Below are 22,062 nucleotides of genomic sequence, written 5' to 3'. Positions count from 1 at the left end.
TTGCATGTAGGGGGTGTTCCATGGAACACCCCCTACATGCAATTAACTAAAATTAATTTCCAACAGCGAGAGATCATCGGCCAAATCCTGAGTGACATCGACATTGGTGGGCATGATTGCGTGGCTAATCAGCTGATCGAGCTGCCCTGGACGAGGGCATTTCACAATATGCTCAATAAAGCTGTCTAATCCAAGAATTTCACCCGCTTCAGACACAGATGTTTCTGGAACCTCGTAAACACCGTCACTAAAGATGTATAGATAACTATCATCTGGAATTGAACAGCGCTTCCAGGTATAAGTTGTATTAGGCATCATGCCAATGGGCATACCGGGTGTACGTAAACGCATCGTTTCAGCCATTACAGCAGCGCCATTCCCGTTGGTCTTTTCAGCTGTGGCAGGGGGCGAGGACAATAGTATGGCCGGAGGATGGCCAGCACTGGCATACATCAGCTGACGATTGACTCGGTTGTAAACACCGTACCAAATGGTGAAATACTTCTCGTTTTGGTCGGTCATCTGAAACATGTTATTCAGACTTTCGAGCACTTTGTCGGGCCGATAAAAATTGGTGCCGGGTAAAGATTGCGATCGCAATACATTCAGGACCGATGTCGACAGTAGTGCGGCCCCTAAGCCATGGCCTGAAACATCCAGCAAATACATCACCAGATAGTCAGGATCTAACCAGTAAAAATCAAAGCAGTCTCCCCCCAGCTGTTGCGAGGGCAGAAACCGGGTTTGAATTTTGACAGGGGGCTTATCCGTATCTCTGGGCAGCAGTGACTGCACGTAAGAGGCCGCTTCTGCCAGCTCATTCTCTAGATACTGCTTTTGCTTTTTCAAATCGCGGGTGAGCTGGCATAGCCGCATTCCAGATTTAACACGAGCTTTCAATTCCGCCATGTCAATCGGTTTCATCAGCAGATCGTCAGCACCCGCCTCTAAGGCTTCCACTCGACTAGCCGTTTCCGCATGAGCCGTAATTAACAAGAACGAACTCATGGATAAATCTGGATGCTCCTTGAGACGGCGACAAATTTCTAACCCATCCACAGAGCCGGGCAAACGCCAGTCACAAAGGATTACCGGAGGAGTAATTGCCAATGCTTGCTCTAAGCCAGCAGCAGCAGTTTCTGCAATCGCCACACGATATCCCTGACTTTGCAGCATCCGCTGAAGGATACGCCGAATGATCGGATCGTCATCGATCACCAAAATATCTGCGATGGGATCAGCTGCCTTCACCATTACACCGATACGACGCAGAGGTTTGTCTCGTGATGCCACACGCCTATCACTATGCTGGCATTTCCCAATGGACTATTAGTTTTACTACTCATGGCATTGAAGTCCTACGGAAGTCATTAGCAAACAGCTAGCAATCGAATAATGTCAAAGGTTAAAAACTCTCTTGGTTGGATCAAAACTTCTGGTTTCAGCTAGAGTGTACCCTTCTTACTTTAGACATATGAAGCAACTAGCCAAATATGCACGTTACAGACTTCCAAAGGCCAGCAGACAAAACAGTAAAACAACTGTGATGATTTTTTGAGCTAAATGCAATAATAGCCGGAAGCTAGCATCGCAATGGCCTATTTTATCAGCCTACAGAGGATATTTGCGATTTCGCAATTGAGCGAAAATCGCTAAAAATACCCTGGCTAGCTGTGACATCTAAAGCAAGGACGTCTACAGATTAAAAAGTGTGCCCTTTAGACTGCAATCAAAGACCGTATAAAACCGTATAAACATGTCACCAATGTGGCAGCACCCTCTGGGTAGTAAGTGAAAAATTATTGCAAGAACACTCTGGGTGCAGAGGTGATTTTTAAGCTGAAGTAGCGCTGCTACCGTTTAAATAATGAAAAGTACCTGTGCTCTGCCTACAAGCTGCGTTTTACCCGTATTGAAGTCGCCCGAAGATTATCAGGTATTTCGCATTAGTCCCGAGGATAAAAACCGCTTAGCGCTCTTAGTGGACCCCACCCTGGGGCATGCCAAGCTCACCTGCTGCGTAGAAATTTTTGACGCGGGAGGCAGAACGCCCACCCATCGTCATCAAGTAGCCGTTGAAATGTTTTACGTACTGCAAGGGGAAGGTCGCGTTGTCTGTGATGGTAAAAGCTCAATGATTCGCACAGGTGACAGTATTTTAGTGCCATCCCACGGCGTTCATTTTGTGGAAAATACCAGTGCACAGCGCCTCTACTTGCTTAGTGTGATGGTACCGAATGAGGATTTTGCCGAATTGATTCGTGAAGGTATACCGGCAGAACTTGATGAAGAGGACATGGCGGTGCTGAATCGTACTCGCAGTATTTAATGTCGTCTCATTTTTTGCCTGTTAAGCCAAAGCAAGTATATTCGCTGCAGACTCGGGATGGTCAACGTCTGGATGCGGATGTGTACTTTCCTGATGCAGCCGGTCCATGGCCTGTGTTGTTGATGCGACAACCCTATGGGCGTGCGATCGCATCCACCGTTGTCTATGCTCATCCCACCTGGTATGCCGCCCATGGCTACATTGTGGTAATTCAGGATGTACGCGGGCGTGGCACGTCCGAGGGCGTGTTTGAGCTATTTGCCCATGAAGTAGATGACGGCTACGACAGCGTTCAGTGGGCCGCTCAACTCCCTGGCAGCAATGGACATGTGGGCATGTATGGGTTTTCCTACCAGGGCATGACCCAGCTTTATGCCGCGCAGTCTCAGCCCCCGGCACTCAAGGCTTTGGCACCCGCCATGGTGGGCTACGACCTTTACCACGATTGGGCCTATGAAAATGGTGCGCTGCGGCTGCAGGCAGGTTTAGGCTGGGCAATTCAGCTAGCCGCAGAAACAGCCCGTTTGCAGGGAGATCCGACTGCTTTTAATGCTCTCAGAACTGCCTCTCGAAACCTACCCTTGAATGGGGCCGTCACAGCTACCCCTGATGTACTGAAGCAGTATGCTCCAGATTCGTTTTGGCACAGTTGGATTGCCCATCCTAAAGATGATGATTATTGGCACACGCTGAAACCTGATTTGACTGATGTGGATCTGCCAATGCTTCACGTGGGCGGTTGGTTTGATCCCTACCTGACAGGCGATCTCCGGCTCTTTAAGGAAATGGCCACGAAAAGTCAGTATCCCCAGCCTTTGCGAGTGGGTCCATGGAGTCACATTCCCTGGAGTCGCAAGGTGGGCGATTGGGATTTTGGCTCTGAGGCGATGAATCCCATCGATAAATTGCAAATTCAGTGGTTTGATTCTTGGCTTAAAGACAACGATACGGGGCTACTGGATCAACCCCCGATTCATCTGTTTGAAATGGGTAGCCATCAATGGCAACGATTTGACCAGTGGCCCAGCCGTTCTCCAACGCAAACCTATGAGCTGAAAAGCTCTGGTCTGGCCGCCATGCGCGAGGATGATGGAGCGTTGGTCTTACCTAGTAAGCAAGTATCGGTAGCCCCCCCAGTTTCTGATGTCTTAGTCCATGATCCGTGGCGACCTGTGCCCTCTCTAGGGGGACATGCCAGTTTCCCATCGGGCTGCTTTGAGCGCAGTGCTATTGACGGCCGCAGCGATGTTCTGACCTATACTACAGGGTTGCTAGACACAGAGCTGGCTGTAGTTGGCAACGTAACGGTAACGGTGAATATTGAGGCAGATGCATCCAGCTATGACCTGTGTGCCGTACTGTCGGTGGTTTACCCAAACCATAGAGTTTTTAATCTTACTCAAGGCTACAGCCGCATTGATGGAGGTCAGCCCCAAACCATTTCGCTACCTTTGCATCCCACCTGTTTTCGTCTGATACCTGGACAGGCGTTAAGGTTGAGCCTCAGTGCAGCTTGCTTTCCTGCCTATAGCGTTAACCCTGGTGGTACCCGGACATTTCCTCTAGATAGAGTGCCAACCATAGAGCATCGAACTATAACCCTGACGGTCTATCAGGATGGCGACACATATCTGACTCTACCTCTAGCCGATGGGCAAGTTTTCTAACCTAATCTAATCCTCTAGCTCAATCCCCTGAGCCTTGAGTTTTGCCTTGAGTGCATTTAACTCCGCTTCTGCCCTGTCAGCCCGCTGGGCTTCTTGATCGGCTCGCTGGGCTTCTTGATCGGCTCGCTCTTTTAGTTCATCAGGAATCAGAAGTTTGTCTCCAGTGTCTAACTTATAGAACTCAATCAAAGTATCGGCTACCGCTAAGCGTAACCCTAGAACCTGACTGACATTATTGGTAATCGGTTTGTAAGTATTCTCGTCCAGACGATATCCGCGCAGACGGTCATTAATCCATTCACCCTTGGGATCGAACTGCCAGTATTCGAGCACACCCATGGCTTCATAGAGGTCATACTTGCTAATTTCATCTTTTTGCCGGGTACCTTTGGAGGTCATTTCAAAAATGACGGCTGGCACCGAGCCTTCTTCCCAGATTTTGTAGTTATCACGACCACCGGGTTCTACATCAAAAATCACCATGACATCAGGAGCTACCCGCATGTTAAGTAGCCCTTGGGCGTAGTACAGAAATTGATTACCTAGAACAGTTGCTTGCTGATCCTTCAAATACTGACGTAATACTTCTAGGGTAATCAGCAAGGCATAGAGATGGTCAAAGGTCTCAGCCACGGGCGTGCCATCTCCGCTGGGATAGATAATCTGAGATGTCTGGACATTGGGAATAGTTGCGGTCATGGCCTGCTCCCGGTCTCAGTAAGATACCTTTGTACTTATTCTATCCACTGTGTGGACATTGAGGCTCACACCTGTAAAACGCCTTTAGAGCTAGGAATGGCATGGGCTCGGCGAGGATCAATTTCGGTGGCCATGCGCATGGCACGGGCAAAGGCTTTGAAGGTGGCTTCGATGATGTGGTGGGAGTTAATGCCGTCCAGCTGCCGGATATGGAGGGTCATGAGGCTATGGTGAACGACGGCCATAAAGAATTCGCGTACAAGCTGGGTGTCGTAAGTGCCAACGCGCTGGGTGGGGATGTCGAGACCATAGGCGAGGTAAGGGCGACCGGAGAAATCCAGGGAGACCTGGATCAGGGATTCGTCTAGAGGGGCGACAAAGTGGCCAAAGCGGACGATGCCTTTGCGGTTACCAAGGGCCTGGTGGAGGGCCATGCCAAGGGTGATGCCGACGTCTTCGTTGGTGTGGTGGTCGTCGATTTCGAGGTCGCCTTGAGCCTGGATATCGAGATCGAAGAGGCCATGGGAGGCAATTTGATGGAGCATGTGATCAAGAAAGGGAATGCCGGTATTGGCATTGCACTGTCCGGTACCGTCGACGTTGAGGGTGACGGTGACATCAGTTTCTTTGGTGGTGCGGGTGACGGTGGCAGTACGGGTGGGGAATTCGATATTGGCGGTTCGATTGTCTGTTGTTTGCATGGTGATTATGAAATGTAGGGGCTGCCTTCGTAGCCGCCCTAAACAGAATTCATCAGTGTGAAAGGCTTTTAAAACATTGTCTCCAGAACACTGCGGATGATGTCGTCGGTTACCTGGTCGGTGACGAAGGCTGCGCCGATGCGCTTGGGGAGGACAAAGCGGACTTTACCAGATTGGACTTTTTTGTCGCTGCGGAGGGTAGTAAGAATGTCGTCAATGTTGAGGTTGGCAGGTAACTGGGTGGGTAACCCGGCTTTTTTGATGATGGCGAGCTGACGATCGGTAGCGGTTTGGGACCAAAGATCCATGGCGGTTGCGATCGCACCTGCTGCCACCATCCCAATCCCGACTGCTTCACCATGGTTAACCAACTTGTACCCAGTCAAGCTTTCAACAGCATGGCCAATGGTATGCCCATAGTTAAGAATGGCCCGTAGTCCAGCTTCCTTTTCGTCCTGGCTGACAACGTCAGCCTTAGCCTGACAAGAATGCTTAAGAATATCGTGCAGCAGCTCTTCGCCAACATAGCGCATCTGGTCGAGACGCTTAGCCTGTTCTAGCTGTTCAAATAGCCCTTCATTCCAGATAATGCCGTACTTGATGACTTCCGCCATACCAGCGCGAAATTCACGACCAGGAAGGGTGGCAAGAACGTTGGGATCGATTAGAACTAAGCTGGGTTGATGAAACGCGCCAATTAGATTTTTACCCTGAGGGTGATTGACACCGGTTTTGCCGCCCATGGAAGCATCAACCATAGCCAGCAGTGAGGTGGGCACCTGAACAACCGCAATGCCTCGCAGCCAGGTAGCTGCAGCAAATCCTGTCATATCACCGATAACACCACCCCCGAGAGCCACCAGCGTGGAACTGCGCTCTAGGCGATTTTCAAAGGCGACATTGTGAATTTTTTCGATCGAGCGCAGGGTTTTGTAGCGTTCCCCAGCAGGCAAAATACACTGACAGACTTCAAAACCAGCCTCAGTTAAGGAGTTGAGTATAGTTTCTCCATAATGCTTAAAAATAACTGGATTGGAAACAAGCAGCACTTTACCTTGTCTACCAACAGCGGCAAGCCAGGGGCCCAAGTATTGCAACCCGTCAGTAGCAATATTGATGTCATATTGGGTTTGGGGAAGCTCGACGGGGATAACGGTCTTCATTGAGTTGAATCACAATATACTCAACTATCCTACTGCCCAATAGCCCTACGGGCATGTCATCGAGAGCGTCTATTCAAACCAACCACTAGATCTCAATTTCTGGATTGAATACCTGAAAAATTTGCCGACAGCACAGTTTAATCTTTTCTCCGGCGGTTGCTTTGGGTGGGGCCACGCCTTCAAACTGCCAATTGTTAATGGTGGAAAGATGCCACTGCTGACCATGGTGATTAAACCCGACAACATCAACACCAATCGCCTTAACAATATTTGCAACGGTATCAGCTGCCCCCTGACTGGTCTCATCAGCGACTGCATGAAGACGAATCTGGACCAACAAGCTACGACAATTAAACGAACGACTAAAACCAGGAAAATGAAACCCAATGTCGATGGAATCAGGATCAATTAGGTCCCGCGTATCGGGATCGTTGGCCCAGGGCTTAAGGTCAGAGCGTAAGTCAGGGAGGTGCCCTTTAAAGGCACCAACAGTAGCGGCTATCTTGCTTGCATATTCGATGCTGCGGGCTTGTTCTGCTGCGTTCACACCTACAATTACCAGAGGAAAACTAAAGATTTTCACTTACCAAGATAAAACAATGCCTTAGCAAATAGCCAAGACATTATTTCTGCATCATTGGATAGTCAGCAAATGCTTCTAGGAAAATAAATTAGCTTGCAGAAAGAAACTGTAGCTGATTAAACGAATGGAGAAAGAAATGCTCAGATCAAATAGTCTGACTATAGTGAGCCTGGCAGGTGCTCAGCATGCGTAGATCATTTTCACTAACGGCTTCAATTTGATGGAATCCTTCAATCGCAAATTGTCTGCTGCCAGGGCCAGCCACAGGAGTATCTTCAAGATCGAGGGCGTAGGCGTATTCTTCCTGAGAATAGGTTTCAGTAATTGCTAACGAGAGCTGTGTATTTTCCACGCTGCCTCGAAAACAATCGAAGGATGAGTGAGGAGAATAAAAGGCTCCGACCACTTGCCCAGCCTGTGCTTCAAAAATCATGTACGCGGTTTGCAACTGATCCGGCAAGGGCTTTTCACCAAAGAGATAAATACCATTACTCAGATGATCAGAAACAACCGGAGCGGTTTGCGCGAGTAGAGGATGGATAACGACTGCATTGTTTTCCGCCGATGACGATATTGCCATTCTGGCTTGGGCTGTATGAGTCACTAGCAGTGTTGCAGCACCCATCGCTAAAGCTCCCATATGCAGCAGATCACTCACTTGAGTTTGCATATACTGCTGACGGATGTGACGTTGAATAACTGCTAAAACCTGCATAACCACCGCGCCTCACTGTATCTACCGAGTACCGCTAACGAATGACTGGATGCAATCAAAAGGAAGCTCTACATTTCACTGTAGGTGAGATATATATCTGAAAACTTGATCAGGCATTTTCCTTTAATATCTCTTTAACGATTGCCCTTATCTTGGCCAGCGATGTAGTTGCTATCATTCCCTACAATTCAAGGCTTTTGATTCCGCATGGGTGGGTTTTGTAACTGGCATAGAGCGCGTCTGAGGGCAACTGGGACAGGACAGGCTAGATAATTCTTTTGAGGAGCTACCACCATCGAACGTTGGAAAGATGTAGGCTAAAGGAATAACTGGCTAGCTAGGCACCCAGTCATTGGATATCCCGTATCGCTGAGCAGGAGTCAAACGTTCATCTATGCCGTCCCTTGAAGTGCCGCTGAAGCTGTTGCTGTTTATTGATAAGCGGCCAAGCTCTGCTGAGCAAGTGCGTCAAATTCGTCAGCATATTGAAGGCTTAGAAAGCGTCATTGCTCCGGTTTTAGAGGTGATTGATGTCAGTGAGCAACCGTATTTGGCCGAACATTTCAGGCTGGTGATCACCCCCACGCTGATTAAAATTTCGGAGGCGGGGCGTCAAACCTTAACGGGTAGCAACATTATTTCGCAGATTGATTATTGGTGGTCTCGCTGGCAGACAGAAATTGAGGCTGAAAGTAGCGATCGCACCCAACAATCTGTAGATACTACGTCCATTGCCCAATCAACGGAAATTATCCACCTCTCAGATGAAATTTTTCGGCTCAAACAGCTCAATGCAGAAGCCAATGCCAAGCTAGATTTCAAGGATCGAATCATTGCCATGCTGGCCCATGATTTACGCAATCCGCTGACGGCTGCTTCCATTGCGATTGAGACCCTGGAGATGGGATATGACCCCAATCATGAACGACGATCACGGTTTCGACCGGAGCTAACGGTACAACTCCTACGAAATGCGAAGACTCAAATCCGTTCCATTGATCGGATGATCACCGATATTTTGCAGGCCGCCCATGGTCCCAGTGTCGAGCTGCATATTTTTCCAAAGGAGTTGAGCCTACAGGAACTGTGTCAGGAAGTTATTCACTCCATGGCCACTAAAGTCAAAGACAAGGAACAAATTATTCGCCTCGATATGCCTCAGGACTTGCCTCAGGTTCATGCTGATCCAAACCAGGTACGTCGTGTGATTACCAATCTTTTGGACAATGCGGTGAAATACACACCCAATGGTGGTGAGGTGGTGATTACAGCGCTACACCGTACCACTCAAAAGGTGCAAGTGAGTATTCAAGATACGGGACCAGGTATCCCTGCAGATAAGCAAGCCCGGATTTTCGAAGAGAGTTTTCGACTGCAGCGAGACCAATCTCAGGATGGCTATGGTCTGGGTTTGGCCCTGTGTTTGCGCATTGTCAGGGCACACTATGGTCAAATTTGGGTGGATTCAGTCCCTCAAAAAGGCAGTACGTTTCACTTCACTTTGCCGGTTTATAAGCAAGCCAATAATCAGCAAAAATTATTCTAGGACGGCTCCGTTTCAAAAACCGAAATTGCTGCTCTGCATTATGATTGCATCTGCAAGATACTGATATCTGGCGTTTTTAACAGAACGGTTCATTCCCTCAATCAGCAACGGCTCACAACCTAACTTTCAGGCAGATTTAGCCGCGCCTTGAGGGCAGCTAGCTCCACATCTACAGGATTGCTATCTGGATTACGTCCCGCCTCCAGAGCTGAGAATTTCTGGTCTAACGTATCCTGACTCAGGGTATTAAATTCAGCCGCTGCCGCCGCATTGGCTTCCATATCTAGAATCTTGTCTTCAATTTGATTAAAATGGCTGCCATTCACCTGAGTAATCATTTCGTTCAACCTTTGACTGGCCTTGGCTGAGCGAGCCCGCGCGATGTACATGTCCTTTTGAGTGCGCGCCTGGGCAATCTTACTTTCCAGCGTCCGCATGTTAGCTTTCAGCTGTTTAACGCTGATTTGCTGCTGCTGTAGCTGACCTTCTAAGGCCTTAGCAGTTTCTAGATAACTTTGACGACGGCTGAGGGCCTCGCGAGCCAAAACCTCATTCCCTTTGGCCAGAGCACTCTGGGCACGGTTATAAAATTCACGCGCCTGGATTAAGGACTGATCGTACTGGCGTTCACTGCGTTTCTGAGTAGCGATCGCAACCGCTACAGCCTGTCTCAACTGCAGCAAATTTTCCTGCATATTTGCAGTTGCCTGCTCCAACAGCTGCTCTGGATCTTCAGCCCCATGAACAGCATCATTGAGGCTGGAGCGTACCACCCGCAAGAAACGATCTAACAATCCCATCGATAGTCCTTTTTTGCCTAACTAGCACAGACAGGCCGCTCAGGAACAGCAGCAGCCGACACTTTTAGCATAGCAGGGAGATTATTCGTTCGTCGGACCAAAGAGTTCTACCGTGATTCCTTGCTGGGTTAGAAACGCCACTTGATCTTCCGCCTGGGCACGATTATCAAAGGCAGCCAACTGAATACGGGCACCAGCATCAAAGTTGCGAACAAAGGCATCGGGCACCAGCTCACGTGCTTTATTTAAGGATGCATCGCCAGTGTAGCTGGCAATGACATAAAAATTAGAGCCATTGGCATCGGTGGGTAATGGGCTAGCTGGCGGAGTCGTCGGAGTCGGTGTTGCAGCTGGAGTCGGTGCAGCTGCTGTTGGATCAGGCGAACTAGTGGGTGACGCCGCTGACTCCGTCGGTGTAGGCAGTGGCGATTGAGCCGGGTTAGGCAACGGTGACGTTGCAGGTGCAGCGCTGCTGCCATTAGCACTATCAATATCTAAGGTCACCAGATCCTTAACATCATCGAGTTCTTTAAATTCTCGGGTCGAGAGATCTGGACCCGGTGGCTGGTAGCCATCTGCCCCAGCAGTTGGGGCAGCCGCTGATTCGGAATCCGACACTTCTGGCAAAGCACTGTCGCCCTCATCGGCAGCCTCAGCATCAGGGGTCTCAGCTGTACTCGTTTCGGCATTGGGCCACAGCCGCGATCGCAAATTTTGCAACTGCGATGGATAGGTAATGGCAAACCCAACGGCCACCCCACCCAGCAGCACCAGCGCCAACCCTGCCAGCTTTAGCAAAATATTGTTCTTACGCTCAGGAGAATAAGGTTCAGGAACGTCCGCTGGCTCGGTTTGTTCTTCTGCAATACTCTTCAACAATTCTTCTGATGACTCCAAATACCCGTCTGTTGGCAGATCAGCAGACGGTACTGGCAAGGAGCTATCTACCTCAGCGTCAGCCTGTTCTGTAGCCTCTGGAACAGGCTCATCCGCCGCCGGCTCTATGTCTGACAAATCTTGCAAATCAACGTCGTCATTTTCTAGCTCGGCGGCTGTCTGCAAAAACGGGTTGGGCGGCGGCGGCGGCGGCGTAGCAGGATGGCTAGGAACCTCAGTGGTCGTATCACCGGACGCAGAGGCGGCCACCGAAATCAGATCAATAGTTTGACGCTGGGCGGCACGACGTGGCGGCGGCGGTGGCGGTACTCGGCCATGACGTTGACGCCGATAGCGGGTCAGTTCATCCTCAAGATTGACATTAAGATTACGCAACACACTTTCTAGCTGTGGTGCGATTTCAGCTCCAGACCCTGAACCAGGTCGAGGAGGCATTGAAGGGGAGGTATTGTCTGAAGAAGCAGCCATGGGACACAGCTAAAATGACAGATAAAGGTGGGCAGCCGCCACTAATAGACCATACGTTAACACGTTAGTTAAGCAATGACTGGTGTTCAAAAGGGGTAGGAATGGGATTTTCCGGATTGCGATCGCTAATTACTGATATTGAAGCCCATCCCAACTGGCAGGCCCGGCAACAATTTAGACAGGTTACTGACTATTGGCCCAAAGCCGTGGGCTATGTGGTTGCCCAGCAAACAAAGCCAGCCAGCATTCAGCGCCATGTCCTCTATGTCACCGTAGCCAACGCTTCCTGGGCGCAGACCCTCACCTTGGAACGGCGGCGTATTCTTCACAAGCTCAATCGCCTGATCGCAACGCCATTAGATGACATTCGCTTTTCCAGCGCTCAGTGGCATACAAAACCCGTCCGCAAAATATCCCCTGTTAGCAACCAGCTTCAGGCTCACCCCAGTTACATTGGCGTAATAACAGAACCTGATCTCCCCCCTGAGGAAACACAGATAAAAACACCTGAAGCCGCCTTTAATCGCTGGGCAAACATCAAAAAAAGTCAGCAAAAATCCCAGGAGTTGTGTCCAGAATGTCAGTGTTTTTGTCCACCAGGTGAACTAGCCCGATGGACCATGTGTGCGCTATGTATTTCTAAAACATGGAAATAACACAAAGGGATAAAGATAGATATTCTAAAATCAGTTTTTCCAGTCAAACTCGATATAAATTAACAGCCGTAATTCCACCTAAATCTTAAAATTAGTTTTCAGGAAACACCTACCATCAGATGATCCCAGTCAATTCTTAAAAAGATTTTAAAAACGTTGATTTATTTAAATAAAATATAAAGAAAACCTTAATGAGGAAATTTTAATAAACTCACTGCCAAAGCTTGGCGTATCAAGCTTTTAACATTTTTGAGACATGAGAGTTTCCGGAGTAATTAACCCACAATGAACAATAGGTGAAGGCTTGTAGTAAACTCTCTCCATAATTTCTTCATGAGTAGTAAAAAGTGTGAAATTGCTCGATGCGGTGCTTGTCGGTTCTATACACACATCGGCCGCCGTGGGGGGAATTGTTCACAACTGGGCGTGCCGGTTCAGTCTGCTTGGCAAACATGTTGTTTAGCGGAATCACCATTTCAACAATTGCCCCATGTTAGCCATTCAGACCTTGAGCATTCAGAGGCAGAATTCACCAAAATAGCTGCAGAAAAAAAGCTAGCCCCTGCACCTTTGCCAATTTTATCGAGTCGATTTTCATCGATAGACCACTCGTTAGCCAAGCTTTCTCAGTAACTGTTTTTCTGTCTAATAGAAGGTAGCAGCCAGTCATGCCAAGCGCTACCTAACCTTCACTTTATCAATACAAGGGCAAGGGTCTAAACGCACCGTTGCCCTTTTTAAGGCCATAACATCAGTCTGGTTGATCTCAAATCAGAGTGAGCTTTCTCACCTTAGTTTGCTTGATTGCACACTTCGGCAAGAATCTCTCCCTGCCCCTCTAGCGCTCTCAGGGCCTGGTCTCTAGCACGTACACTTGAAGAAGCTACTCCCCAAGCAAGGGTGCGATCGCGTTCTGCGATCGCACCGCAGCCCCGAAATGAAACTCGAATGGAACAGTTGACATCGCCACAGCTACGGAGCGCTTCTCGCTCAGCACTATCAACGGATAAGTAATTGGTCGTCACTCCCCAGTCACCGGATTGAGAAATTGCGATCGCACCATACCGCTGAGCTGCCTGGGCATGGGTCAATAAAATGGTGCTCAGTATTAAAAGACCAAGAACAGTAGGCTTTAGCATGGGCTAATCAGGAACAACAAAACGGCTAATACAACTTTAAACTTGCACAAACGCCAATTAACGGCCCCGTGTTCTCTTTACGGGGCCGTCACACATCGATCCGAGTCTATTTAGGAGAGATCATCCTTTTTGTTACTATTGCCAGATATCATTGACTTTTCAGTGCGCGCTAGAAAGTCTGGGACTAACACCTCACTAAATCCGGCGATAAACGCGATCGCAAAGTATAGATACTTTGACTGGGTTTCTGCATCACTGGGGTTAAATCCAGATACCACTACAATTTCTGACTCAATGAGCGCCACAGCTAGCAAACTAAAGGCCGTGCCTACCACTGGCTTAAAGAAGCCAATAAAGAAAGGAATCACAGATTGCGAACGGTTACGATTTTCCAATTTTCGCGATCGCAACATCACACTGACAATACTACCCAAACCACCTGCCGCCAGCACCAGCTGAATATACTGCCATTCTTGGGACGAAAACAGCTCCACATGAGACCCCTGGGCTTCTCCTTCCGCAATCGCCGTAGTCCCCCAGGGTTCACCCTCAACGACAACATCATCCATAACAGACTCCGATGCCTCATCCTCAGAGTTGGGCTGCTGGGCGTGACTAATACCATGCTGATAACCGATATCATATTGATTCGACAAAAACATACGGACGGCAGTGGTACTACCAATCAGCAGCGAAATTGTAATAGTGAACCAGGTTAATCCCGAGATCAGCTGTGCTGCAGGAGAGCCCCCCGCACTCAAGACAGCCGCCAGCGGATTTCGATAAATGCGAATCTCACGGGCAATGCGTTTGCGAATATCGCGAGCCAACGATACCCGTTCTGCCATCGACATCGCTGGAGACTGATGATTCTTCGGTGCAGCCTCTGTCGGCAACAATAAACTAACCGCCAGCTGCATCATTGGCATCAGCATCTGGTCATTAGTAAGTTCGAGGTGCGGCACTTGCTCCAGCAACTTACCCAACTCACGATACGCAGGTTTTGATAGATGCTCAGACGCCAGTCCCTGCTCAATACGCTCAATTAACTCGCGCGCATCCTGACGAATAACAAGATCAATATCTTCTATTAGGCCTGATGGTAAGCCCATTGAATGTGCAGCCATTACTGTGTGTGCATCCTGAAGGTGACAACGATAAGAGAAAGTGAATGCCGCTGCGGATATGACACACCTGATTCCGATATAGCAAACGTTCTAATAAATAAGAACTAATGCTGTTAGAGATAAAAATTATCTTGACCAAAGTGAAAGATAGAGTAGAGCACTCTCCGAAGAGAGTAATAGATAGCACCCAGCGGCAACAACTAGACCCTAGCTACCTGTTCTTGAAGACATACTAAAGCAGGACCATTCTTCTAACCGTCACAAGCTAAAGCATTGCAATTTCGTTCTTAAAAGGCAGGATTAACACCCACAACCAGGACAGTTTACAAACTGATCTCTTGCCAGGAACAATATGATTCAAATCAAGGCACGTTACAGTGGGGGAATATCAACACAAGATACGATCTGCCTTACAGAAAACTTGTGATCTGCATCATTATTCTAGCCTTTGAAGAGAGAATTTAGAGGCTAAATCAGAAAGAAAAAATTAGCCTGTGGTGAGTTGCCCTGACCGTCAAACAGGTGCTCACGAAAACTTAAAACGAACTTACAAAGCTTTCACTACAGAACTTCATCTACTAGGCTAATAGAACATCAGTCCAAGGAGGTCACCCATGGGTAGGCGACGTTCTAAGCGGTCTTTCAAACAGTTATCGAGTCTGTCAAAGTCGTCGTTGGGTGACCAGATTAACCAATGCTATGAACAGGGGCTCTATCAACAGGCACTGACAAAGTTAAAACGGGCTCAGAAACTTAATCAACTCAGTGATATCGAGCTGAGCGAAGCAGATATTTTACTGGCCTGGGGTATCAATGAAGCTGAGCAAGGCAATTACCGCAAAGCCGAGGAAACCCTGCAGCAAGCCATGGAGATGGGGGTCTGCGGTGAGCAGGGTGAAGCCTACTATTGGCTGGCTAAATGCTTAGTTGAACAGGACCAGCCCCAGGCAGCTTTAGACCTGGTACAAACCGCCTTCGACACCAAACAACTGCCCAAGCAGCAGGGAGGATGTTATCTCAAGCTGCTGGTGCTCAATGATCACATCGACACGCTAGAAACCCTGATCGAAACCAAGAAACAGCGCTTTTACGCCGTCCATATCCACTGGGCCCGAGGTTTGCTCTCGCTCACCCAAAAATCCTATGAAGCGGCGCTGGCCCATTTCGACAAAGTGAATCGTCCAATGACTCCAGGAGATAGGCCATCTGCCTGGAGAGCCTATGCCAAACAGCAGGCAGGCCATTGGACAGACGCTGAGCAAACCTTAGGACTCAACCGCCCATTGATGGGCCTATCACCCTTTTCAACCTTCACACCCAATTATGACAAGCATCCGGCTATTGTCCGGCTGACCCTGATTCAATTAGCCAACACCTTTAGTCACGACTTTTCAGAACATATTCCGCTTGAGGGTCTCACACCGATAGAAAAGCAATCTGCTTTGGTGCTAGAAACCCTGCGCATGATCGACAGTGACGAAGTCTATGATGCGGCCCAAATGTTTCTCAACATTTCAAAGGAAACAGCCAATACATTTCCTCTACTCCAGGAGTTACATGACCCGTTGATGACCTTGGCTGGTGACGCCGCCATGAGGATGGATGAGCCTGAGTATGCTGAGGTGTTCTGGTCTCGTTTATTACCCCCTACCCTCCAAGACCCACAAATTGCCATTCATCTCCGCCAGGCCATGTTTGCAAGTGGAGCTGACCAGGCGGCCATAGGCGTTGTCAAAAAGTTAGTCCAATGGGTAGAGACGCAAACCACCTGGACCAAGCCGCAACAGCAGTCTATTTTGGCCCATCTCCACTGCTGGACCTGTGACCATTTAATCAATCTCAAAAAACTGGGACAGGCGGAACAAACCCTGAAACCAGCAATTAAATTGGCTGCCGACTCGCCTTCTGTGATTGGTCGCCAGGGACTGCTGGCGGCAAAACGGAAGCACTATCAGCAGGCGATTCCACTACTCACCCAGGCTCTCAAAGGAGGTTCCAGCTTTGTCAACATTTACGAGGAGCTGATTAACTGTCTCGAAGAAACCGGTGACACCGATACTATCAAGCAGGTAAGGCGTCAGTACGGCAAGGCTTTTGGCGATCTGGATACTGAACCCGATATTCCTCGCTGGCAGGAAATCTTTACCTACCGCCTCTTCTTTATGCTGCAGGATGCCACTGGCAATTTAGAGCGCCATGATTTCCCTAGTCGTGCCATCAAGATTTTTGTCGATGCCGCTACTGATACCCCCAATAAAGATCAGCGCGTGACCTTTGACCAAACTAAAGCCGCTAATCAATGGGAGACGCTGCTGACCCCCTTAAACCCGGCTGAACAGATGCCCGTACTCCAGGCGATTTGTTTAGTAATGGCACTCTATGCCAAACGGAAAAAGGGCCTTGCCGCTTTGCAAAATCGTTATCACACTCAGCTGGTCCAGCTAATAAACTCTCAGCCTGAGGCACAAGTTGCCAACCTGGTGTACCTGACGGTGAAAGAAAAGAAAGCTGATCGTCTGACTACCCCCATCAATCACTATCTACAATCTACAGCTAAGCCGTATCAAGCCATTGCCCAGCTACAGCTGAATGTGCGTTGGTTTACAACTACATCTGTATTGTTACCATGGCTAGATCAGGCATTATCCAAAGAACCTCAAAATCCACTGTTGCTGTTAGCCAAAGCAACGACATTTTCCTACGAAAGTCCTGAGTATCAGGAACTGTTTGATCAGGGGTTTGACCTGGCTCGGCGGCTACAGGATGCTGAGGCCCTAAATGCCTGCCGTGATGAAGAATGGCTCCAGTCCCAGTCCATGACCCGTTCAGCCATGTCTAGCATGAGTCGCTCAGGTCGCCCCCCTTCCATGCAGGACATGGTGAATCTGATCGCCAAAATGGCCCAGGCTCAGTTTGGGGAAGAAGTCCCACCAGAATTAATGGAGCAAATCATTATGGAAATGATGGCCGCTGAAATGGGAGAAACCATGCCGCCGGGTGGTCCCTTTGGTGGTGCCTCCGGCGAAGGATTCCCTTTGCCCATTTTTGGCGGTTTTGAAGACTCAGACGCCTTTGAGCAAGAGTTTTTTGGGCCACCACCGAAGTCAAAAAAATCTAAACGCTCTCGGCGATCTCGATAATATATGCAATCCCATAGGCGTTCCATGGAACATCTGCACGTTAGAAAATTTACAACATAAGTTATGAACAACCCTTTTGAACAGCTAGGTATTGCCCCTGGTTCCAGTCCCAAAGAGATTAAACGGGCTTATCACGCCAAACTAAAAGAATTTCCGGCCCATACCCACCCCCAGGAGTTTAAAGCAATTCGAGCCGCCTATGATGCCGTACGTCAAGGCAGCACGGTCACCGTAGAAGAGTTCTTTAAGCGCAAACCGCTAGAAGCCAGTTTTGATGATAAAACCCTGGCTACCCTCAGGGAGCAGGCCACTGATAAGATTCAGGTTGATCTAAAAACGCTCACCCGCCTTACCTTTTAACGCTTTTAATAAGAACGCCAATGTCCCAGTCTCCTCGCGATCGCATCGCCCAGCGTCGTCAGCTTCAGAAACAGCAGTCTCAAATTTTTCTAGAACTGTTACCGGTGTTGGATGACTTAGACCGTGCCTGTAACCACTGGCAGCAGGCGCAGCAGCAGCAACAGCAACAGCCTGCCGACAGCAGTAACTGGTGGCGCAGATTATTTCCCTGGACTACCCAGCCAACGCCTGACCACCCTGGCGAACTCAATGCCGTCGTCAAGAGTGCTTACGATGGCGTTTCTCTAATTCGGCAGTCGCTTCTAGACATATTAGAACGCCAGGCAGTAACCCCCATCGACACCCTGGGGTACCCCTTTGATCCAAGCCAAATGAACGCCATGGGACGAGAAGCCAGTCCAGAAGCTCCCCCCAATACGGTCATTAAGGAAATTCTCAAAGGATATCGTTGGCAAGACCGAGTGTTACGAGAAGCCCAGGTAATTGTTGCAGAAGCAACTGACCATCAATCATCAAGTTCCTAAAAATCCCGATTGTCTATCCAGGCACATTTTTCTACCCTATAAAATTCTCGCCTTTAAACCATGGCCATTATCGGTATTGATCTCGGCACTACTAATTCTGTTGTTGCTGCCCTGGATGGCGGTCAACCCTGGGTGATTCCGGACGATGATGATGAACTGTTACTGCCCTCCTGTGTGGGTTTAGATAACAACGGTCAGCTATTAGTAGGAGCCTATGCCCTACGTCAGTATGCTTCTGCTCCAGAACGCACAATTAAATCTATTAAGCGTCATATGGGAACAGACTTTCAAGCTGTTCTTGGCGATCAAACCTACTCCCCCCAGGCCATTTCGGCCATGATTTTGCGTACCCTCAAGGCAGAGGCCGAAAAGGTGCTCGAAGAACCGATCACCCAGGCAGTGATTACGGTACCCGCTTACTTTACTGATGCCCAGCGTCAGGCCACCAAAGAAGCTGGCGAGATTGCCGGGTTGGAAGTTTTGCAAATTTTAAATGAGCCCACAGCTGCCGCACTGGTTTTTGAAAATCGCAGCGAAGAGGGAGAAACCGTTTTGGTATACGACCTGGGTGGAGGCACCTTTGATGTCTCCATTGTCGATATTACCGGTGATGTCACCGAGGTATTAGCCAGCCATGGCAATAATCGTTTGGGCGGAGACGACTTTGATCGCCAGCTGCAGCGCCACTTAACAGACAAGTTTCAGCAGGTCCATGGTGAAGCTCTACCCGACGATCCAGCGATTGAAGCCCGATTGTTACGAGCAGCAGAAGCCGCCAAAATTGAGCTGAGTGAGCATGGTTTTGTCACAGTGCGAGAACCATTTTTAGTGAGCCAGGGCAGCACCGCCCTGCACCTGGAAACAGAAATTGCCCGAGATGATTTTGAACATTTGATTAGCCCCATGCTCAAGGAAACCTTGGCAGCAATTGATCGGGCACTGAGTGATGCCTCTATGGCAGGCGATGACCTTGATCGGATCGTGTTGGTAGGAGGCTCCACCCGGATTCCTTTGGTACAACGACTGGTACAAAACCATCTGCCAGGGGTACCCCTCAGCAGCTTTGAGCCAGACCTGTGTGTCGCCATGGGGGCTGCGGTGCAAGCCGGTGTGCTCTCAGGGGCTGAAATTGAGTCGATTTTGGTGGATGTCGTCCCCCACTCTCTTGGCATCGCCGCCATGATGGATGTGGGCATGGGCATCCCGATGCCAGGGATGTTCAGCACGATTATTCCGCGCAATACGGTGATTCCTACATCGCGCTCTGAGATTTACACAACCTCTAGCAATAACCAGGAGAAAGTGGAGATCGATGTGTATCAGGGTGAAAATGCCATTGCCAAAGAAAATGTTCCCTTGGGGTCTTTTATGGTGGAAGGGTTACCCCCCAAACCAGCAGGTGCCATTCAGGTAGAAGTTTCCTTTGATTTTGACATCAACGGCATTCTCACTGTCACGGCTACCGAAAAGGGCGCTGGACAACAGAACTCTCTAGTGGTTAGTGATGCCGATACTGGCAGGCTATCCAGCAGCGAACTGGTTCAGGCAAAGGAGAGTTTGGATCAGCTGTTTGATTTAAGTGAAGGTTCCTTGATGGCGGCCTTAGCGGCCGCCGATGAAGAAGAGTAGGTTTTCGGGGCATTGGGCTCCGGGTGCCCCGCGATATCTCGTAGGTTGGCGTTGAGGCACGAAACCCAACATGCAGAATATATTGCGTCATGGCCTGGCTCCCTAAGCGCAAAATGGTTGGATTTGTTGGGTTTTGCCAGCTCAACACCAACCTACGGCATTACGACATTTGGGGCTCTGGCTCAATACGCTTGGTCAAAATGGCCATGACTTCACCGGGGCGTCCGGTGGGTAGGGGTTGGCTCCAATCGTTGGGTTCGGCATAGCCGCGCCTGTGGAGGTCTTTGATGGTGAACTGCACAGCGGCAGTGGTGCCAAAAACCAAATGGCGGACTTTATCGGGCTGGAATGGCGATGTGGTAGCCAGGATGGCAGGTAAGACAACGGGGGCAGGCACGTCGCGAAAGGCGGACGGTGCTGCGGTTTGCAGTTCAATTGTTGTTGGCATGGTTCTGGTTTCCTGTTTGTAAGCGTAAAGGACAAGGAAGCCAGAACTCGCTCCTCAGCTGCCCCGAAATAGGCACATCGGGACAGCTAAGGTACCATAACCAAAGCCTCCGACTGGTTGCGTCAGCGGGGGTTAGCCGTTGGCTAGGTGCTGCAACACCTGCCAACGGTGCCAAAGATTGAGTTCTGTATGATCACCGCGCAAATGCGGCTTGATAGACCAGAATACGGGCACATTTGTACTCAGTCAATGGGCCAGGATGAATCAATAAAATTTAAAGTGTTCTCTAGTCAGAGGATTGTGCCAGAACAGTCAATATTCCTTAAATCAAGATGTTTAGCCAAAGACACCCCAGGGTACAAAAGTTAAAATTTGGTCAGCCTGCTTAATATTCGCACTATGCCTCCTGCCGAGCCCTTTATTTCTCGACCAGAAGCTGAAGACTTTGTCCAAGACTTTGCAATTGCCTTAGAAAAGCCCTCAGAAAGTCCTATCGTCTTTCATCCTTGGGGAGCAGGGGGTGTTGGTAAATCACATCTGACACGACAGCTTTTGGAACTGGCTAGGGAAAAGGCCCGAACAGCCATTGTGTACTATGGCCAAACCGAAGGTATTAGCGAGCCTATTAAGCTGATGGCTAAGCTCTACAGCCAAATCGCTGAGGTAGATACCTGGGGCGGAGATCCATTTTGGGATCGGTATAATCAGTATTTTGATACTCTTAACCAGCTGGAGACCCAATCAGAAAGGCGGTTGGGGGCGGTTACTGATGACCAACTGAAACGGGTCAAAAACTTAGTTAAGCTGAGCACTGATGTATTAGGGACATTACTAAACCTATCGGAATCCAATAAAAAGCTTGTAGATGTTGTTGGTGAGCGAGGGACTGATGCTGCCATGCTAAGGAATAAGGATTTAATAACTTCCAATTTTATATGTGTTGTGGTTGAGCGACATAATTCCATTGAGGTAAATGGTCATCAAAGCGAAGGGGCATGTGAGCCTTAAACTCATCGGCAGCTTTACGTCCGGTCTCATAGACCGCATCGATAATCGTGGTCACAACGGATAATCCAGTCTTGGTAGAGGTTTGAGCTATCAAGTTGCTGAGTGCTTCAAGCGATTCAAAAATGGCCCCTTGGCAGGTGCGTGAAATCTGAGCAAATAATCGATGTTCAATAGGATTGTATTTGGAGGTATAGGGTGGGTAATGGGCAACGCGAATCTCAATTCCCAAGTCATTGGCTAAAGTTTGGAGGTCTTCCTTGAAGATATAGTGACGCGCATTGTTGCTCCCTCCGGCATCACACAATAGGAGAATCGATGAGGCCGTGGGATAGTCATTGCTCCCATGGTGAGTCCACCAATGATAGATGGAGTCACAGGCAAATTCTGAGGTATCTCGACTCGTCCCAATTTGGACGTACCCTTTGTTTTGCTGAAGGTCATAGAGACCGTGGGGAATGGCCAC

General features: G+C 49.1%; 21 protein-coding genes. 9 read left to right on the top strand and 12 right to left on the bottom strand.

Annotation, left to right across the window (positions count from 1 at the left end; all coding sequences use genetic code 11):
* Positions 1-42: 42 nt before the first annotated feature.
* Complete coding sequence (locus N836_RS56370; RefSeq protein WP_235071114.1) at positions 43-1,293, bottom strand: PP2C family protein-serine/threonine phosphatase; 1,251 nt, start codon at positions 1,291-1,293, stop codon at positions 43-45.
* Between the two features lie 574 nt (positions 1,294-1,867).
* Here N836_RS56370 and N836_RS56365 point away from each other — a divergent pair.
* Both N836_RS56365 and N836_RS56360 read left to right on the top strand, forming a co-directional pair.
* The gene (locus tag N836_RS56365) at positions 1,868-2,329 is read left to right on the top strand and encodes a cupin domain-containing protein (protein ID WP_023073680.1); all 462 of its coding nucleotides are present in this window, start codon (positions 1,868-1,870) and stop codon (positions 2,327-2,329) included.
* Positions 2,329-3,996 carry a CocE/NonD family hydrolase gene (locus N836_RS56360; protein ID WP_023073679.1) on the top strand — a complete coding sequence of 556 codons (1,668 nt, stop codon included), beginning with the start codon at positions 2,329-2,331 and terminating at the stop codon, positions 3,994-3,996. The genes N836_RS56365 and N836_RS56360 overlap by 1 nt, the downstream gene beginning before the upstream one ends.
* Positions 3,997-4,002: 6 nt before the next feature.
* Here the strand turns inward: N836_RS56360 and N836_RS56355 are convergent, their stop codons facing one another.
* From N836_RS56355 to N836_RS73490, 5 genes are all read right to left on the bottom strand, one after another.
* Positions 4,003-4,695, bottom strand: coding sequence for a Uma2 family endonuclease (locus N836_RS56355; protein ID WP_023073678.1), 693 nt, complete (start codon positions 4,693-4,695; stop codon positions 4,003-4,005).
* A gap of 65 nt (positions 4,696-4,760) precedes the next feature.
* A complete protein-coding gene (gene hisB / locus N836_RS74715) occupies positions 4,761-5,396 on the bottom strand; it encodes an imidazoleglycerol-phosphate dehydratase HisB (RefSeq protein ID WP_071789066.1) in 636 nt (211 codons plus the stop codon).
* Between the two features lie 68 nt (positions 5,397-5,464).
* Positions 5,465-6,559 carry a 3-dehydroquinate synthase gene (gene aroB / locus N836_RS56340; protein WP_023073675.1) on the bottom strand — a complete coding sequence of 365 codons (1,095 nt, stop codon included), beginning with the start codon at positions 6,557-6,559 and terminating at the stop codon, positions 5,465-5,467.
* 85 nt (positions 6,560-6,644) lie between these two features.
* Complete coding sequence (locus N836_RS56335) at positions 6,645-7,142, bottom strand: hypothetical protein (RefSeq protein ID WP_023073674.1); 498 nt, start codon at positions 7,140-7,142, stop codon at positions 6,645-6,647.
* Between the two features lie 145 nt (positions 7,143-7,287).
* Positions 7,288-7,857 carry a hypothetical protein gene (locus N836_RS73490; RefSeq protein WP_023073673.1) on the bottom strand — a complete coding sequence of 190 codons (570 nt, stop codon included), beginning with the start codon at positions 7,855-7,857 and terminating at the stop codon, positions 7,288-7,290.
* Positions 7,858-8,251: 394 nt separating this feature from the next.
* Between N836_RS73490 and N836_RS56330 the strand changes: the two genes are divergently transcribed.
* Positions 8,252-9,403, top strand: coding sequence for a histidine kinase (locus N836_RS56330; protein WP_023073672.1), 1,152 nt, complete (start codon positions 8,252-8,254; stop codon positions 9,401-9,403).
* Between the two features lie 119 nt (positions 9,404-9,522).
* Here N836_RS56330 and N836_RS56325 read toward each other — a convergent pair whose 3' ends face one another.
* On the bottom strand, positions 9,523-10,203 hold the full coding sequence (locus tag N836_RS56325; RefSeq protein WP_023073671.1) for a PspA/IM30 family protein: 681 nt from the start codon (positions 10,201-10,203) through the stop codon (positions 9,523-9,525).
* Between the two features lie 81 nt (positions 10,204-10,284).
* On the bottom strand, positions 10,285-11,568 hold the full coding sequence (locus tag N836_RS56320) for an SPOR domain-containing protein (protein WP_152532177.1): 1,284 nt from the start codon (positions 11,566-11,568) through the stop codon (positions 10,285-10,287).
* A 101-nt stretch (positions 11,569-11,669) separates the two neighbouring features.
* Here N836_RS56320 and N836_RS56315 point away from each other — a divergent pair, with 101 nt between their 5' ends.
* Entirely contained in the window at positions 11,670-12,224 is a 555-nt protein-coding gene (locus N836_RS56315; protein WP_023073669.1) for a DciA family protein, read from the top strand.
* Between the two features lie 791 nt (positions 12,225-13,015).
* Here the strand turns inward: N836_RS56315 and N836_RS73485 are convergent.
* Both N836_RS73485 and N836_RS56310 read right to left on the bottom strand, forming a co-directional pair.
* Positions 13,016-13,363, bottom strand: coding sequence for a DUF4189 domain-containing protein (locus N836_RS73485; RefSeq protein WP_023073667.1), 348 nt, complete (start codon positions 13,361-13,363; stop codon positions 13,016-13,018).
* Positions 13,364-13,473: 110 nt separating this feature from the next.
* Positions 13,474-14,490 (bottom strand): hypothetical protein, encoded by a 1,017-nt coding sequence (locus tag N836_RS56310; RefSeq protein ID WP_152532176.1) that lies wholly within the window; start codon positions 14,488-14,490, stop codon positions 13,474-13,476.
* Positions 14,491-15,104: 614 nt separating this feature from the next.
* Here N836_RS56310 and N836_RS56305 point away from each other — a divergent pair.
* From N836_RS56305 to N836_RS56290, 4 genes are all read left to right on the top strand, one after another.
* Positions 15,105-17,630, top strand: a complete 2,526-nt coding sequence (locus N836_RS56305; protein ID WP_081716899.1) for a tetratricopeptide repeat protein — start codon at positions 15,105-15,107, stop codon at positions 17,628-17,630.
* Between the two features lie 63 nt (positions 17,631-17,693).
* Complete coding sequence (locus N836_RS56300; protein WP_023073664.1) at positions 17,694-17,990, top strand: J domain-containing protein; 297 nt, start codon at positions 17,694-17,696, stop codon at positions 17,988-17,990.
* Positions 17,991-18,010: 20 nt separating this feature from the next.
* A complete protein-coding gene (locus tag N836_RS56295; RefSeq protein ID WP_023073663.1) occupies positions 18,011-18,514 on the top strand; it encodes a nucleotide exchange factor GrpE in 504 nt (167 codons plus the stop codon).
* Between the two features lie 60 nt (positions 18,515-18,574).
* Positions 18,575-20,143, top strand: coding sequence for an Hsp70 family protein (locus tag N836_RS56290; RefSeq protein WP_023073662.1), 1,569 nt, complete (start codon positions 18,575-18,577; stop codon positions 20,141-20,143).
* A 160-nt stretch (positions 20,144-20,303) separates the two neighbouring features.
* Here N836_RS56290 and N836_RS56285 read toward each other — a convergent pair whose 3' ends face one another.
* Positions 20,304-20,591, bottom strand: a complete 288-nt coding sequence (locus N836_RS56285; RefSeq protein WP_023073661.1) for a hypothetical protein — start codon at positions 20,589-20,591, stop codon at positions 20,304-20,306.
* Between the two features lie 399 nt (positions 20,592-20,990).
* Between N836_RS56285 and N836_RS56280 the strand changes: the two genes are divergently transcribed.
* Positions 20,991-21,599 carry an orc1/cdc6 family replication initiation protein gene (locus N836_RS56280; protein WP_023073660.1) on the top strand — a complete coding sequence of 203 codons (609 nt, stop codon included), beginning with the start codon at positions 20,991-20,993 and terminating at the stop codon, positions 21,597-21,599.
* Here the strand turns inward: N836_RS56280 and N836_RS74710 are convergent.
* Positions 21,523-22,062: ISAzo13 family transposase (locus tag N836_RS74710; protein ID WP_023072485.1), on the bottom strand; the 540-nt coding region annotated here is incomplete at its 5' end. The genes N836_RS56280 and N836_RS74710 overlap by 77 nt on opposite strands.

This window comes from Leptolyngbya sp. Heron Island J (genome assembly GCF_000482245.1).
Classification (GTDB): domain Bacteria; phylum Cyanobacteriota; class Cyanobacteriia; order Phormidesmidales; family Phormidesmidaceae; genus Leptothoe.
This window is presented reverse-complemented; position numbering and strand designations above follow the sequence as displayed.

Bases quoted from the DNA above. Each gene is read 5' to 3' on its own strand.
- N836_RS56365 (WP_023073680.1), top strand. From the start codon at position 1,868: ATGAAAAGTACCTGTGCTCTGCCTACAAGCTGCGTTTTACCCGTATTG.
- N836_RS56360 (WP_023073679.1), top strand. From the start codon at position 2,329: ATGTCGTCTCATTTTTTGCCTGTTAAGCCAAAGCAAGTATATTCGCTG.
- N836_RS56355 (WP_023073678.1), bottom strand. From the start codon at position 4,695: ATGACCGCAACTATTCCCAATGTCCAGACATCTCAGATTATCTATCCC.
- hisB (WP_071789066.1), bottom strand. From the start codon at position 5,396: ATGCAAACAACAGACAATCGAACCGCCAATATCGAATTCCCCACCCGT.
- aroB (WP_023073675.1), bottom strand. From the start codon at position 6,559: ATGAAGACCGTTATCCCCGTCGAGCTTCCCCAAACCCAATATGACATC.
- N836_RS73490 (WP_023073673.1), bottom strand. From the start codon at position 7,857: ATGCAGGTTTTAGCAGTTATTCAACGTCACATCCGTCAGCAGTATATG.
- N836_RS56330 (WP_023073672.1), top strand. From the start codon at position 8,252: ATGCCGTCCCTTGAAGTGCCGCTGAAGCTGTTGCTGTTTATTGATAAG.
- N836_RS56325 (WP_023073671.1), bottom strand. From the start codon at position 10,203: ATGGGATTGTTAGATCGTTTCTTGCGGGTGGTACGCTCCAGCCTCAAT.
- N836_RS56320 (WP_152532177.1), bottom strand. From the start codon at position 11,568: ATGGCTGCTTCTTCAGACAATACCTCCCCTTCAATGCCTCCTCGACCT.
- N836_RS56315 (WP_023073669.1), top strand. From the start codon at position 11,670: ATGGGATTTTCCGGATTGCGATCGCTAATTACTGATATTGAAGCCCAT.
- N836_RS73485 (WP_023073667.1), bottom strand. From the start codon at position 13,363: ATGCTAAAGCCTACTGTTCTTGGTCTTTTAATACTGAGCACCATTTTA.
- N836_RS56310 (WP_152532176.1), bottom strand. From the start codon at position 14,490: ATGGCTGCACATTCAATGGGCTTACCATCAGGCCTAATAGAAGATATT.
- N836_RS56305 (WP_081716899.1), top strand. From the start codon at position 15,105: ATGGGTAGGCGACGTTCTAAGCGGTCTTTCAAACAGTTATCGAGTCTG.
- N836_RS56300 (WP_023073664.1), top strand. From the start codon at position 17,694: ATGAACAACCCTTTTGAACAGCTAGGTATTGCCCCTGGTTCCAGTCCC.
- N836_RS56295 (WP_023073663.1), top strand. From the start codon at position 18,011: ATGTCCCAGTCTCCTCGCGATCGCATCGCCCAGCGTCGTCAGCTTCAG.
- N836_RS56290 (WP_023073662.1), top strand. From the start codon at position 18,575: ATGGCCATTATCGGTATTGATCTCGGCACTACTAATTCTGTTGTTGCT.
- N836_RS56285 (WP_023073661.1), bottom strand. From the start codon at position 20,591: ATGCCAACAACAATTGAACTGCAAACCGCAGCACCGTCCGCCTTTCGC.
- N836_RS56280 (WP_023073660.1), top strand. From the start codon at position 20,991: ATGCCTCCTGCCGAGCCCTTTATTTCTCGACCAGAAGCTGAAGACTTT.